This window comes from Chryseolinea sp. H1M3-3, from assembly GCF_029360725.1.
Taxonomy (GTDB): domain Bacteria; phylum Bacteroidota; class Bacteroidia; order Cytophagales; family Cyclobacteriaceae; genus Chryseolinea.
On sequence record NZ_JARKMY010000001.1, the window covers coordinates 629,838 to 645,403 of the forward strand.

At 42.6% G+C, this 15,566-nt stretch carries 12 protein-coding genes; 5 read left to right on the plus strand and 7 right to left on the minus strand.

What is annotated here, in order from left to right; all coding sequences use genetic code 11:
• The first annotated feature begins 4 nt into the window (after positions 1-4).
• On the plus strand, positions 5-1,672 hold the full coding sequence (locus P2W71_RS02560; RefSeq protein ID WP_276366613.1) for a hypothetical protein: 1,668 nt from the start codon (positions 5-7) through the stop codon (positions 1,670-1,672).
• On the opposite strand, the gene P2W71_RS02565 is transcribed toward P2W71_RS02560, so the two are convergent.
• The 4 genes from P2W71_RS02565 to P2W71_RS02580 all read right to left on the minus strand — a co-directional run bounded on the left by P2W71_RS02565 (position 1,662) and on the right by P2W71_RS02580 (position 6,061).
• The gene (locus P2W71_RS02565; RefSeq protein WP_276366615.1) at positions 1,662-1,919 is read right to left on the minus strand and encodes a SemiSWEET transporter; all 258 of its coding nucleotides are present in this window, start codon (positions 1,917-1,919) and stop codon (positions 1,662-1,664) included. The genes P2W71_RS02560 and P2W71_RS02565 overlap by 11 nt on opposite strands.
• 189 nt (positions 1,920-2,108) lie before the next feature.
• Positions 2,109-3,542, minus strand: coding sequence for a PLP-dependent aminotransferase family protein (locus tag P2W71_RS02570; RefSeq protein ID WP_276366618.1), 1,434 nt, complete (start codon positions 3,540-3,542; stop codon positions 2,109-2,111).
• Positions 3,543-3,567: 25 nt separating this feature from the next.
• Positions 3,568-4,200, minus strand: coding sequence for a response regulator transcription factor (locus P2W71_RS02575; protein WP_276366620.1), 633 nt, complete (start codon positions 4,198-4,200; stop codon positions 3,568-3,570).
• Complete coding sequence (locus P2W71_RS02580) at positions 4,193-6,061, minus strand: ATP-binding protein (RefSeq protein WP_276366622.1); 1,869 nt, start codon at positions 6,059-6,061, stop codon at positions 4,193-4,195. Before P2W71_RS02580 ends, P2W71_RS02575 begins: the two co-directional genes overlap by 8 nt.
• 121 nt (positions 6,062-6,182) lie before the next feature.
• Here P2W71_RS02580 and P2W71_RS02585 point away from each other — a divergent pair, with 121 nt between their 5' ends.
• From P2W71_RS02585 to P2W71_RS02600, 4 genes are all read left to right on the plus strand, one after another.
• A complete protein-coding gene (locus tag P2W71_RS02585) occupies positions 6,183-7,289 on the plus strand; it encodes an endo-1,4-beta-xylanase (protein WP_276366623.1) in 1,107 nt (368 codons plus the stop codon).
• A gap of 69 nt (positions 7,290-7,358) precedes the next feature.
• Entirely contained in the window at positions 7,359-8,195 is an 837-nt protein-coding gene (locus P2W71_RS02590; RefSeq protein WP_276366626.1) for a fumarylacetoacetate hydrolase family protein, read from the plus strand.
• Between the two features lie 109 nt (positions 8,196-8,304).
• Positions 8,305-9,882: an aldehyde dehydrogenase (NADP(+)) gene (locus P2W71_RS02595; protein WP_276366629.1), complete on the plus strand. Its 1,578-nt coding sequence runs from the start codon at positions 8,305-8,307 to the stop codon at positions 9,880-9,882.
• A gap of 106 nt (positions 9,883-9,988) precedes the next feature.
• Positions 9,989-11,713, plus strand: a complete 1,725-nt coding sequence (locus P2W71_RS02600; RefSeq protein WP_276366631.1) for an IlvD/Edd family dehydratase — start codon at positions 9,989-9,991, stop codon at positions 11,711-11,713.
• Between the two features lie 146 nt (positions 11,714-11,859).
• On the opposite strand, the gene P2W71_RS02605 is transcribed toward P2W71_RS02600, so the two are convergent.
• From P2W71_RS02605 to P2W71_RS02615, 3 genes are all read right to left on the minus strand, one after another.
• A complete protein-coding gene (locus P2W71_RS02605; protein ID WP_276366633.1) occupies positions 11,860-13,251 on the minus strand; it encodes an acetylxylan esterase in 1,392 nt (463 codons plus the stop codon).
• A 129-nt stretch (positions 13,252-13,380) separates the two neighbouring features.
• Complete coding sequence (locus tag P2W71_RS02610; protein WP_276366635.1) at positions 13,381-14,715, minus strand: putative oxidoreductase C-terminal domain-containing protein; 1,335 nt, start codon at positions 14,713-14,715, stop codon at positions 13,381-13,383.
• Positions 14,716-14,766: 51 nt separating this feature from the next.
• A complete protein-coding gene (locus tag P2W71_RS02615) occupies positions 14,767-15,537 on the minus strand; it encodes a cupin domain-containing protein (RefSeq protein WP_276366638.1) in 771 nt (256 codons plus the stop codon).
• Positions 15,538-15,566: the final 29 nt, after the last annotated feature.

Here is a 15,566-nt window from a genome sequence, read left to right on the forward strand (position 1 = left end):
CCAAGTGGAAAAGTACTTGTTAAGACTTCTTGACATCTTTGAATGGTTTTTTCGGTCCGTTAAGATTGATTATGAACAATTACGAGCCATCGTCTCCGCCAAACTTACGATGGACAACAGGCGCCAACTGGTAGGCTACCGTAAGAGAGGAAAAAAAGAACCCCGAAATACTTTTGGGACAACCCTCTTCTTCTATGCATTGTTTGGCGGATTTGTTGCATTCGCCATGTACAACATTCCCTCCTTCATTTTATCCATGATTGTCTTCTTCACCTACATTATGGTCATGGTTTCAATGACGCTCATTACCGACTTTTCATCTATCCTTTTAGATACGAGCGACAACACCATTATTCTTCCACGTCCCGTCGACAGCAGAACGCTATTCGCGGCCCGGTTGACACATATTTTACTTTATTTAGGTCAGCTCGCGCTCGGGTTATCCATCATTCCTGCTATAGTCGTTATTATTGAGTATGGTGTTTTATTGTTTCTATTTTTCCTGATTGCTGTTGGGCTTTCTATTCTCACATCCGTTGTCTTAACTAACGCATTGTATTTAATTATTATGCATTTCGCGAACGAGGAGAAGCTTAAAAGCATCATAAATTACTTTCAGATTATCATGGCCATTTTCATTATGGCCGGTTATCAAATATTGCCGAGAATGATCGAAAGAATTGACGTTGGCTCTTTCGTATTTAAAATTCAATGGTGGAGTTTCTTACTTCCTCCCGTGTGGATGGCGGGTACGATGGAAGCGTTTCAATTTCGAATATTTGATCCTGCTCACGTTGGGCTTAACGCTTGTGCACTTCTTTTCCCGCTGTTTGGAATGTATGCCGCAAACAAATACTTATCTCCTGTCTTCAACAAAAAAATTGCGACTCTTGGCGGCAGTTCGTCTCAAATCGAAAAAAACAAAGTAGAAAACGACAGGATGTTGAGTAGCATTTCGAAATGGATAACCAACTCGCCGGCAGAACGAGGGACTTTTGATGTGATTTATAAAATCCTTGGCCGAGATAGAAAAATAAAACTAAAAATTTATCCATCATTTGGGTACATCGCGGTGTTTGGTTTAATCTTTATGCTTCGAAGTCAGGAAGACATCGCAACGACCTGGGCAAATCTTCCCAACACGCAATATCATCTTGTGTTACTGTATCTCACGTTTATGGTGCTGCAAGTAGCGCTTTACGAAATACCATACTCAGACGATTTTAAAGCAAGCTGGATCTACTTTTCAGCCCCTTTGAATAGGCCGGGCGAAATCTTAACGGGTACCCTGAAGGCTATTGGCGTAAGACTATTCTTTCCAAGTTATATTATCATTAGCACGTTCGTCTTATTCGTCTGGGGGTTTCAAGTTATTGACGACATCGTTATCGGTTTATTCAACAACTTATTAATGCTAATGGTTTTAGCATGGGTGAATAAACGTCATCTTCCGCTTTCTATGGCACCCGACGTTAAAGCTCAAAGTGGAAATCTTGTGCGAAGTATATTAACATTTCTGCTGATAGCCGCATTGGGGCTGAGTCACTTTTTGCTCACGGTGCTTACGCAAAAATCAGTTCTCATGCTGACGGTAATACCTATTCAGGCACTCGCACTCTATCTGACATTTCGCACGTATAAAAAGACGACCTGGGATCAGGTTACTCTTTAAAACGTAGTTTAAAAAACAAAAGGGTTGTTGCGAGCATCAGGGTTAATAAATTGGCAGCAATAACAGGTATATCGCGCACCAGCAGCCCGTATGCCAACCACATGGCTACCCCAAGGCAAAAAAGCGAAAACATCCCCAACGAAAGATCTTTAGCAGAACGCGATTTCCACGTTTTGAGTACTTGGGGGAGAAATGCAATCGTAGTAAACATCCCAGCGGTAAGACCTAAAATTTGTATCAGATTCATATGTATAATTCAATTCATATATATACATGCTATTGAACATACAAACCTACTAAAACGTTGCGGTGATTTGCGATGAATGTAATTAAATCATCACAATTACCAACTTCAAACGATTGCGTATTCTTCAGACTGAAACTGTTGTAGCTCTTATGAACACACCACACAACGTCTGGACGGGTACCAGCGTATCTACTTCATTTCGCGCATCAGTTTCCCAAGTGTTTTCAACCCTTCCTCAATCTTCGGACTCCATGGCTCACCATAGCTAATACGAAAGCAGTTTTCAAAATTGCCTTGCGATGAAAAAATTTGTCCCGGTGCAATACCTATGTTATGTTTTAAAGCGCGCTTATGGAGCTTATAAGCGTTGATTTTTTTATTCATTTCAATCCACAATGTAAAACCACCCTGCGGCCTTGTGATGCGCGTGTCCTCCGGAAAGTATTCGCAAACCGCCTGAATGTATCGAAGGGACTGCGTATGCAATGCCTTACGCAGGTGGCGCAAATGTAATTCGAACCTTCCTTTGCTAAGGAAATCTGCAACGGCAGCTTGAGTTAATGTGTTGGTAGAAACAGTATGCATACGTTTTAAACGCAATACTTTTTCTTTAAACTTTCCAGGTATTGTCCAGCCTATCCGGTAACCCGGAGCCAGCGATTTCGAAAAAGATGCGCAATGTAAAACCATGCCCTTTTTATCATAAGATTTACACGTCTTCGGGCGCGTTTTTCCAAAGTACAACTCCCCATAAATATCGTCTTCGATCAGTGGGATTTCTTTTTTGGCCAACATGTCAACCAAATACTTTTTACGATCATCGGGCATGCAACTTCCCAAGGGATTGTTGAAATTATTAACAACTAGACATGCCTTAATATCAAACTTTGGTATGGCCTGTGACAAGTAATCGATGTCAATCCCTGTTATGGGGTCCGTTGGAATTTCAACTACTTTCAGTCCATGGCTTTCCATTACCTGGAAAAGCGCAAAGTACGTTGGACTTTCCAACGCCACTGCATCGCCTGGTTTTGTTGTCGCTTTAATGCACAGCGACAACGCCTCGACGCAACCGGCTGTTACAATGATATCATTTTCACTGGGGGTACCGCCCCAATTAAAAGCTTGTCTTGCAATTTGTTTTCGAAGTAATACGTTTCCCTGGATGTGTTCATAGTGCAGACAACTCGTTGGTGACTGCCTGAGAACATGGGTGACTGCTTTATTCAACTTTGCAATAGGCAAGAGTTCAAATGCAGGAGCACCCATCGAAAAGTTCAAAAGATTTTTTGAACTAAGATCAACGTACACACTATTGATCATCTCATCTACACTGACAGGGAGTGCGTCATCCGATGGTTCACTAACCTTCGGCAAATCAAGAATATGCTCCGGTGAATATTTTACATAATATCCAGACTGCGGTCGCGCCTCCACGAGACCTTTACTTTCCAGCCAATAATAAGCTTGAAAAGCTGTACTCAGGCTTATACCCTGTTCCTTACTCAGCGCCCGAACCGAAAGAAGTTTATCGCCAATTTTAAGTACCTTCTTTTCAATCAGTGTTTCAATCCGATCGGCCACCTCTATGTATTTGTGGTCAGACTTAAGTAATGTTTCCATAATACGTCCCTGGCTAGATTTCATCTCACAAGATCTTCATCTCAATAGATTTCCGAATAAGCTCTGCGGTATTATTCACCTTCATTTTCTTCAGCATGTTCACGCGATGAGACTCGACCGTCCGGGTACCTATCCCAAGTTTATCAGCCACTTGTTTTGTACTTAGTCCCTGCGCTACTAATTCCAGTACTTCTTTTTCCCGAGGTGTTAACTCAGCCACGGGCGCTTGTTCCGGCCGTACTACAGATTCTGCTAAAATGTTAGTAACAATGGGACTAAAATATTTTCCCCCTTCGTAAACAGCGATGATAGCTTTTTCCAAATCAAATCGCTCGATGTTTTTTAAGATATAACCATAGACACCAAGTTTAAGGGCTTTAATGATATACTCTCGCTCCTCATGCATGGTGAGTATGACACACTTCACATTAGGATAAAGTTTATGGATTTGCTCGATAGCCTCCATGCCATTCATCACTGGCATGTTGATATCCGTAAGGATTATATCGGGTGATAGGCTTCCAGCAAGTTCAACGAGCTCTTTCCCGTTTTCTGCAATACCGACAAGCTCAAATCTTTCATTTTTAGTAAGCAAAGACCGGAACCCTTCCCGGATGAGCGGATGATCATCGGCTAATAGTAAACGTATCTTAGTCATTTTGTCCTATAGGAATATGAACTTCAATTACTGTCCCTTCGCCTGGTGTTGAGTGTATTTCTGCGCTGCCATTTAAAAGTTTCGCACGTTCCCGAATATTTTGCAATCCGATGCCAGCTGATCTTTTCGCTTTGGCTTCATCAAATCCTCTTCCATCATCCTCCAATGCCAAATAAATCTCATCCTCTTTTTCGATTATATGCAAATTTACGGAAGAAGCGCCAGCATATTTCACAATGTTATTTAATCCTTCCTGGGCGATCCTAAATAACGCTGTGCTGATTTCAAAGTTCATATTGTGATCAGCCTCTTTCACATACGTAAAATCAATCAACAAGTTAGAATATCGTTTCATAGAATCACATAGTCCTCTTAAGCCGGCCTCCAACCCAAAATCTACCAGTGCCTGGGGCATCACGTTGTACGATATCCTCCTTACCTCGGCAATAGTGTCGTTGATCTGTTTCTTGATTTCTTCTTTTAGGGCGTCGTTGTTTTCCAGCATTTCTACACGCATTCGAATCGCAGTCAGCAACTGCCCTACCCCATCGTGCAGCTCTTTAATAATTCTGCTGCGTTCGTTCTCTTGTCCCTCCAATAAAGCGGATGCACGTGACCTGGCGAGTTTGACCTCCCGTTCATTCAAATTTTTCAACTCATCACGCATTTGAATAAGCGAAAGGCCGAGCGTATCATATTCGCTTAAAGTAACAAATGATGTATTGAAGTTTCCAGCACCTATCTCCTTTGCAAAGACTGAAGTACGTTCCAATCCTGCGATCAACTGATTTATCGCTTCCGCCATTTGACCAACCTCATCTTCAGACTTAACAGAAACGGTGTGCTTCGGAATAATCCCTTTTGCCAATTGCTTAATGACCGCTCTCAGTTTCATGATCGGCTGAGAAATTGCGTTTGAAAGAAAAAATGTAATTACAGTTGTAACGAAAAGGATAAGAAAAGTAATTCCAATAAGGTAATACCGAAGCTGGATGATCGGCTGCATCGCTTCCGTCCAGTCAATTTCAGAAATAATTACCCATTTTAAACCTACACCTTCAATGGGCCGATAAACACTCAGTACTTTTTTTCCTCGATAGTCAAAGATGATATCAGATCCCGCTGATCCCCCAAAAGACTTTTTTACAGCCTCCGTCTTTACAACAATTTCACCAGGCGCCTTATTTGGCCAGAACCTGGATGCTGATCGCAAAGTATAATCTGACCCAACGATGTATGTCTCACCTGTTGTTCCCATACCGGTATTCTCTGACAGGATTGATTGAACATTGTAAAATTCTTCCTCTACTAACACTACCCCTACACGCTGCTGATTCCGTACAATAGGAACATAGTAAAACAATAAAGTGGTTTTGTTAGCCGAAGTGGTATGGGAAGCATCTATTAACTGCATACGGTTTGGTTCGGCATAAATAGCGGAATCGATTTTTCGCAAAACATTCTCCTGATAAAGGGTACTATCGGTGCTATATAATTGATGATGGTTCAAGTCGAAGATATGGATGTTCTTAAAGTTGTATAACCTGATAATATTTTCCACATCATCCATGTCTGTATTGTGAATGGATTTGCCTTTCTCTACGGCCTCCGAAACAGCTGCATATATGTTTAAAAATTTATGTTCAAGTGTTAAAGCTTCGAGATTTTTCTGCGACCTTAAGAAATAGTTGGCCACTAATTTTTCCTTCAAAATATTGATGCTGGAAAGTTGATTCAATGTTCGTTGAAGAAGGTTGTCACTCAAAAGGACGTAAAATATGCTCGCTAAAGAAAAAATCGCGACCAATCCCACAGCAATGTGTGACATGAACAACTTAGTAAACATCTTGAGATTTCTCATGCAGCAAAATGTAAGGCAAATTGTCATAAAAATGCTTACAATAAAAGGTAAAGACTCGTTGGAAGCTGCTCTTAAAATGAATTAGTTCTATATCTTTATACCCCTTAAAACCCAATTAAGCATGTTTATTAAATTCTATTCACCACCGATTAGAAAAATCGGTTTCTGTTTTCTCTTGCTCGTTCCTTTAGCGGCTATTTGTCAACCTCCAAAGGCGGCTGATCCTGATAAAGGGCTTAAAGATTATTATCAATCCTTCTTTCCAATGGGCGTTGCTATTCGACCCCAGTCGGTAAGCGGCCCTGAAGCTGCACTTATACTAAAACATTTTAGTAGCATCACGGCGGAAAATGCCATGAAAATGGGACCGATTCATCCAAAAGAAAATGAGTTTTTTTGGAAAGATGCAGATGTGATTGCCGACTTCGCGCAGGCCAATAAGCTAAAACTGCGTGGCCATACGCTTTGCTGGCATAATCAAACGCCAAACTGGTTATTCAAAGATGATCAAGGTAAGGACGTTACAAAAGAGGTATTACTAAAAAGACTAAAGGAACATATCACTGCGGTCGTAACCCGATATAAGGGAAAAATCTATGCCTGGGACGTCGTGAACGAAGTAATCGATGATGATGATTCAAAATATTTCAGAGAATCACCTTGGTATAAAATAGCTGGAGAAGAGTTTGTTGAAAAAGCTTTTCTGTACGCACACGAGGCAGATCCAAACGCCTTATTATTTTACAACGACTATAATACCGAGAGCGCCGGCAAAAGAGATCGAATCTATAAGATGTTAAAAGGGCTCTTAGAAAAAAAAGTGCCCATCCACGGCGTTGGTCTGCAGGCACACTGGTCCATTTTTTCTCCCACTGAAGATGAACTACGTCAATCAATTGAAAAGTTTTCCTCCCTTGGATTACAGCTACAATTTACAGAGCTTGATATTTCAGTATACCAGTCTGAACACTCGAGGCGCGACCGTCGGGCCGACGAGTCAGATGTGTTGACACCGGAAATGGAAGCGAAACAAATAGAGCAATATAAAATGGCTTTTAAGCTTTTCAGAGAATATAAAGACAAGATAACAGGTGTCACTTTCTGGAACGTTTCAGATAAGTCTACCTGGCTGGATAATTTCCCGGTGCGAGGTCGTAAAAATTATCCATTGTTATTTGATCAAAACTATAATCCAAAAAAAGCATACTGGGAAGTGGTGAGATTTTAGTTGATCCAATCTCTTATTAGGAAGCTTCCAGTTGCGAAGTAAAATCATAATCATTAAAAAAATTAAATCATGCGCGTATATAAAACAAAACGAGGTATTGTTGTTGAAAAAGAGAAATCGTTGTTTCTGTTAGAGAATCAAAATTGGGACACATTTATCAATGACGATAATCTTTCTGAAAAACTTGAAAAAATAACTAAAGACACAAAACCTTCTACTGAATCACAGGATAGCCTTTTGAAAGAAGTACAAGCACCGATCCAAAACCAGGAAGTGTGGGCCAGCGGTGTAACATATTTGAGAAGTAAAGTCGGCAGGCAGGAGGAATCTAAAAATGCAGGTGGCAGTGACTTTTATGCGCGGGTCTATGAAGCTGAACGTCCTGAATTATTTTTTAAAGCGACACCAGCCCGGGTTGTTCCTCCCGGGGGTAATGTGAGAATCCGAAAAGACTCTACCTGGGATGTACCCGAACCTGAACTGACACTGGTAATCACTTCCAAGGGAAAAATCGTTGGCTATACCATCGGAAATGACATGAGCTCAAGAAGTATAGAAGGTGAAAACCCTTTATACCTTCCTCAGGCTAAAACGTACGATGGATGTGCCGCGCTTGGACCGTGTATTTATGTCACACAACAACCGCTTGCCGAAAACACAATTATCCAATTGGAAATTTCAAGAGACAATACGAAAGTCTTTGAAGGCACCATCGGTATAAATCAAATAAAAAGAAAATTCACAGAGCTGGTAGAATTTTTATATCGTGAAGCAAGTTTTCCAAATGGAAGTTTTCTGATGACCGGAACGGGTATTGTACCTGGAAATGATTTTACATTGCAGAAGAACGATGAAATCAAAATTACCATTGAACCAATCGGTACGCTGGTAAATAAGGTTGGGTAAGGTTGAGTGCTTAATCCGGTGGCTCATCTGAACATACCCCACATACTACTTTAGAAAAACTCGTGCTGATACCAAGCACAGTCTTAAAACTTTAACATTAAACATCAAGATGACAGGAAAAAATATAATTGGAGAAGATCTTTCAGGCGAGGGAAAGGATCTTTTTTACGGAGAGAATCCAGCTACAGGAGAGCGCCTTGAGCCCCCTTTTTACGAAGCAACAGAACAGGAAATAAATGAAGCCATCAGGAAAGCAACGGAAGCTTTTCAGATTTACCGGAATGTTAGCGGAAAAGACAAGGCTGCATTTCTGGAGAAAATAGCCGACGAAATCGTAAGCCTGGGTGACGAATTGATAAAACGCTGCATGGAAGAAACAGGGTTACCCGAAGCCCGCTTGATAGGGGAACGAGGTCGTACTGTTGGACAACTAAAGTTATTTGCATCCCTTTTACGAGAAGGTTCCTGGGTAGATGCGCGGATTGACACGGCAGATCCTGAGCGCAAGCCCTTACCTAAGCCAGATATCAGGAGTATGCAACGGCCTTTAGGTCCCGTAGGCGTTTTTGGGGCGAGCAACTTTCCTTTGGCTTTTTCAGTGGCCGGTGGCGACACCGTGTCAGCTTTAGCTGCGGGCTGTCCGGTAGTATTTAAGGCACACCCGGCTCACCCCGGCGTTTGTGAACTCGTTGGCCTAGCGATCCAAAGTGCTGTAAAAAAATCAAAAATGCCGGAAGGAACGTTCTCCATGATCAACGGACGGTCTACTCAAGTGGGCATGGCCCTGGTGAAACATCCTGCAATCACAGCCATCGGCTTTACAGGATCTTACCGTGGCGGGAAAGCATTGTTCGACGAGGCAAATAAACGGCCTGTACCGATACCGGTATACGCTGAGATGGGAAGCGTAAACCCGGTATTTATCTTACCCGATGCCTTGAAAGAACGAAAAGAAAAAATTGCTCAAGATCTTGCTGCTGCCGTGACACTAGGAGTGGGGCAGTTCTGTACCAATCCTGGTTTGGTATTCGTTCCAAATTCTGACGAAGGTTCGAAGTTTAAGGATGCCCTGTCATCTAGCTTCAAAGGTATTGGCGCCGGCGTCATGTTAACATCCGGTATTCAGGGGAGCTTTAAAAAAGGAATTGAAAAATTGAGTTCAGCGACAGGCGTTGAAGTGCTTGCAACCGGTCCGGCAGAAGGGACTGGAAGTCGCGGTGCTGCACATCTGCTGCATGCATCAATTGACTCATTCTTGAAAGATCCTACTTTAGAAGAAGAAGTATTTGGGCCGTCAACGTTGGCCATTACAGCCAATACAAAAGAGGATCTTATTCAGGCAGCGACAAAATTAGGTGGACACATCACAGCGACACTTCATGCTACTGAAAAAGATTTGAAAGAGTATAGGGAGTTGATTGCTGTTCTGGAGCAAAAAGTAGGGCGGTTGATTATTAACGGATACCCTACAGGTGTTGAAGTTTGTCATGCCATGGTGCATGGTGGTCCCTTCCCTGCCACGACAGACAGCCGGTCTACCTCTGTTGGCACAGGAGCCATCTCAAGGTTTACACGGCCTGTTTGTTATCAAAATTTTCCCACATCACTATTGCCACAAGAATTACAGGATGGTAATCCACTAGGATTATGGCGGCTGGTGAATGGAGAGCGAGTTAAGAACTATTAAAAAAACTGCTAGCCGGGCAAAAGAAAAGGCGTAGGATGCTGATATTCTTCAACCCACAAGCGGATCAAAGACTAAATAAAACTTAATTTTTACATTAAGCATTTCTATGGCAACTGAGAAAAAAAAATTGCGAAGCGCCGATTGGTTTGGCAAATCTGACAAGATGGGGTTTGTACACCGCTCATGGTTACGAAATCAAGGTTATCCTGATGATTACTTCAGAGGTAAACCGGTCATCGGCATTTGCAATACATGGTCTGAACTCACTCCTTGCAATGGGCACCTGAGAGACTTCGCCGAAATTGTAAAACGCGGCATCGCGGAAGCGGGAGGATTTCCATTGGAATTCCCGGTAACATCCTTGGGCGAGACGATCATGCGACCCACCACCATGCTGTTCAGAAACCTTGCAAGCATGGATGTTGAAGAATCAATTCGCGCTAATCCCCTGGACGGCGTTGTTCTTCTAACAGGTTGCGATAAGACAACGCCCTCCACGGTGATGGGCGCATGCAGCGTTGACTTACCTACCATTGTTGTGCCTGGTGGCCCGATGCTAAGCGGACGTTTTCGCGGCGAATGCGTAGGCTCAGGTTCTTTCAATTGGGAAATTAAAGAAAGACAAAAAGTTGGCAACATCACCGACGCCGAGATTATGGAAATGGAAATCGGTGTAGCCAGAAGTAACGGGCATTGCATGACCATGGGAACAGCGTCAACCATGGCTTGCATGGTGGAAGCGTTAGGTCTTACGTTGCCAGGCGCAGCCGCCATTCCCGCAGTAGATTCACGGAAGAAAGTATTGGCACAACTTTCCGGAAGAAGAATTGTAGAGATGGTGAAGGAAGACCTGAAGATCTCAAAAATTCTTACACGCAAGGCTTTTGAAAACGCCATAGTTATTAATGCGGCAGTTGGTGGTTCGACAAACTTTATTATTCATCTATTGGCGATCGCCGGCAGACTTGGTGTAGAGCTTAATTTAGAAGACTTCGATAAACTAGGCAGTAAAATCCCGCTGCTTTTAAACTTAAAGCCGTCCGGAAAATATTTGATGGAAGATTTTTACTATGCAGGAGGTTTGCCCGTCGTGTTAAGAGAAATGAAAGCTTACCTCCACAATGATGCCATTACTGTTAACGGTAAGCCTATTGGCGACAACAATGCGGAATCACCTTGCTATAACTGCGATGTGATCGCAAAGGTTGATGAGCCATTTCAAAAGGAAGCCGGTATTGCTGTACTTAAAGGTAACCTAAGTGAAGACGGATCAATAATTAAACCATCGGCTGCATCACCGAAATTAATGAAGCACAGAGGACGCGCAGTCGTCTTTGAAACCATGGAAGATTATCACGAACGCATTGATGATCCAAACCTGGATATCGATGAAACATGTGTTATTGTTTTAAAAGGCGTTGGGCCAAAAGGATACCCGGGCATGCCTGAAGTTGGGAACGTTGATCTTCCAGAAAAAATTTTAAAGAAAGGAATCGTGGACATGGTTCGTATTTCTGACGGAAGAATGAGTGGTACCGCTGCAGGAACGGTCGTGTTACACGTATCTCCGGAATCTGCAATCGGTGGAACGTTGGCACTGGTCAAGAACGGTGATATGATTGAACTGGACGTTGCGAACAGAAAACTGCATCTCGACATTAGCGATGAGGAATTGAAAAAAAGGAAGGCGGCATGGATTCCTCCGGCTCCATTAACGGATAGGGGATACGTTAAATTCTACATCGACCACGTGCAGCAAGCTCATCTTGGAACAGATCTCGATATCTTAAGAGGCGGCTCAGGGTCTGAAGTAACGCGCGATTTGCATTGACACCATTCTCATTGCGATCCTTGAGCTGTGATATTGTTCAGCACTAAATCGGAAGTATAAGAAAAGGATCCGCTAAAGCTGAAGTACAAATCGAACTGTATTTTAGCGGCAGCGGATCCTTTGTTTATAGCTAAAGTCTCAAAATTTTATTTATTAAAATACCGGCTGGCAAATTCCAGGAACGTTGGCCAATTCGGTCCAGGTGTATGACCACCACTGTGCTGCCGGTAGGCAATGTCACCAGCGATTAATGTTGTTTCCAAGGATGGAAATTCTGAAGTTCCTAAATCTTTTTTCCCTAGTAGTTTGTAGACAGGTCCGGCATGCACGCCTGCAAGAAATATTCCTTTCGCGTCAACCCATTGGTCACCTTTATCACCACTGCTCAAAAATACAGGGCGCGGCGCGCAAAGTGCGATAAGACTATGTCCATCTACAGGCAGGTCACCCCCATTTAAAGGCCCGGCATATTTAATAAAGTTTCCAGCCATCCAATGATACTCACCCGCGCCCGCCACGTTCTCAATGATCTCTCCATAATTCCTGCGATTTATTTTCGCGCCACCTTCCCCATTGGAGCTGATGTAGGCTACAGCCAGTCTTGGTTCATAAGCCATTGCTACAGCCGTTGCTTTTCCATACCGTGAGTGACCCTCTAACCCAACGCGCTTCGCGTCCACCGCTTTGTCCGTTTCAAAATAGTCCAGCGCACGACTGGCACCCCACGCCCATGCCCGCAACGCACCCCAGTCATCAGGCTTCCGAGGTTGTCCTTTATTGACCAAACCAATAATACCTTGAGTAAGTCCGGCACCGTTATCCGCCTGAACACTTGTAGGAATTAATGATGCGTAGCCCCATCCTTTGTCCAAAACTTGTTTCTGCCATGAAGGACCTGGTGGCGGAGGATTCTGCTGCGGAAACCAGGATGGCCGGATAAAACCAAACTCCATGATAACAGGCACAGGACCTTTTGCATTTGCCGGGGTCGCAAGCGTCAACTGTATGTCTACTGTGATTTGCGGGTATGATGAATTATCGACATGACCGACCAACTTTTTCATAATCACCGGAACGCCTTCATACATTTCGTTCGTGGTGCTTACGACCTCCCAATTTACCTTAGGAGTATTAGCCGGCTGCCTTCCATAAATCTCGCGATCAAAATCTTCAACAATTTCGGGTCGCCGTTGATTCCACCACATTTTAGCAGATGTGACCTTTTTACCGTTCTTCAATATCAACGGATCTGGAAGATCAGGAAAAGGATTTGCTTTTGATTCATCATAGTTCGGAGCATTTGGCGCAGTCGGATCGTTCCCATTTGCACCCCGTCGTATCGAATCGATGTTCAATAACTTCATCATTCTCTTGTGATCCCCTTCCGAGGCTTCTCTGAGTTTAGCAAAATACGCGTCACGCTCCTCTTTGGTCATCGTGTTCGGATCTGGATTTTGTGCAAATCCATTCTGAAGGATCACGGTCATCAACACAACGGTAGCGATAAGGGTGTGCAGGGATTTAAACAGCGTTTTCATTTTTAATGAATGTTTGGATATCCAAGTATTTTTAGATTCGGTAAATAGATCTTCTAAGCAACCTTAATCAATATTGCGAACGCATAGACCTGGTTCATTAAAAAAACCAAATAAAGGTTTCCTAAAGTCCTATTTTTTCAATGAAAATTCCAGCCCTTGGGTTGTTGTATAATATTTAGCAATCATATTTGGCACTTCCCATGACGGCATATTTCCATTTTTTAAATATTCCAAAAATTTTTCCATGACCCGGCCGAAATGTGCTTCATGACCCTCTTTGTATTTTTCAGGAATGACTACCTCCCAACCTTTTTTTGATTTCTTGAGCTCAACGCCAGGATATTTTGCAGCAACAGTTTTAATCTGTTCCTGCAGCACTGACTCATATTGAGCATTTTTACCCACAGGCTCTACGTATAATGTGGGTTTAAATTGTTCATCTTTATCCTGACGAATGACAAGATTTGCTTTTGATCCGCGCATGATGGAGTAGTGTGTATCACCTGTCCCTTCAGGGGCCTTATACTTCCAGATAACAGAAGTTTTTGCATGAATTCCCTTGACCTGGTAATTGATCTCTCCATTACAAAAAATTTTTAACAATGTATCATATTCAACTTTGTCCTTGAGATAATCAGGAAAAGCCTCCAATTTTGTAATCGCCTTGAATTCCGCTAACCCCATATTTGTCGGCCAACGTTTTGCTGTATTAACTTTGATATCGGTCGTATCGATGGTTTGTTCAGGAAAGCATTCCCATTGTACCAAATCCACCAGATGCGTCATAACATCAACAATACCTTCTCCCTGCTGTGCCGCATCGAGGAACCATGCCGGTCTGGTCAATACATTTCCCGAAACGTATTTATAGAAATGATGCACACTCTCTTTGGTGATCGCGGGATTTTGGGGAGTACCTTTTTCAAGCGTACCAAAAACTTCAGGCAACATACTTAACTCGCGCTGAAGCATCGTGGTAATCTCGAACCGCTCGGTCATAATATCATACAAAAGCAATTTGTTTGTAGCGGCTACCTTAAAGGCTTCTTTTAATTGTTGAAATCCTTTACCATCGATCACCATAGGCTTGTCTGCCAAAACATTGAACTGATTTTTCAGCGAACCTAAAATGTATTCGGTTTTCTTTTTATTGTTACCAGAAAGTACTACCACATTTCCTTTCTTCTCTGAAATCATTTTCTCGAAGAAGTCATTGCCTGTGTAAACCTGTTCGTTCCAATTCGTTGGAGACTCAGAGCGGGCATTGAAACCATTGATCCGATCAAGATGCAATTTTAAATCACCTCCCTCCGGCGCATAGACATACACGGTTGAATCGACGTCGTCAAAGGCAGTTTTTTGAACCAATGCTGCATGAAAATGTCCAGGGTCCAAAGTCACAAGTTGTACATCTTTTGGTTTATATTCAGAAACCGGTTGATCAGATTTAGTATTACAAGACATACAAAGGCAAGCAAATAAACAGCAGATAAGAATGGTTTGTTTCATAGGGAATTATTCAAATTGGAATGCAAAATAAGTACATGTTCCTACACCATCGTTTCGGATGGCGTGAGAAACATTGGAGCCAAGATAATAAATATCGCCAGTGCCGCCTTTATAAAATTTCTCACCGATTTGCATTTCAGTCTTGTTATTGATGATCAAAACAATTTCTTCGGCACGATGCGTGTGCGGCTCGTGACTTTTGATTCCCTCTTTTAGTGTGGTTACATGCATTTCAAGGCGCTTACTCATGGCTGTAGGCCGTTCAAAATAATTCCGTATTCCTCCCTTATCATGAGGCTTAAAGGTTATCTTGTTCCAGTCTCTTACCAGCGAGCCACCCGATGCGGCTCCTCGCGCAATATCCATAGGCGACTTTGAGCGATACTTCATCAAATAATATGTGCATGAATCGTTTGTAGCGTTTTGCACTGAATATTTTTGTCCGGGCATTAACAAAGCGACGCTGCCTCCACCTATCGACCACGTTGAATCGTTAATACGTATGGTAAGTACACCAGATTTAATCAGCAATAAATGCTCTTCATTTGCAGGAACCTGGAGGTCGGTCTTCTTCTTAGAAGGGGTAACTGCAATTGAACTCATACTCAAGTATTCCATGTCGTGGACAGATCCTTCCAATAAAGTAGAACCGTATACATTTTGAGCAAGCCTATCCGTAGGCTTTTTCCACGAATATAGTTGTGAAGGCACAACAGCATGCTGGCTCACACCGAACAAGGGAATTAATATTACAAAAATCAGGATTATATTTTTCATGACGAGAAAGTGTTGGAATTCGGTGTGTC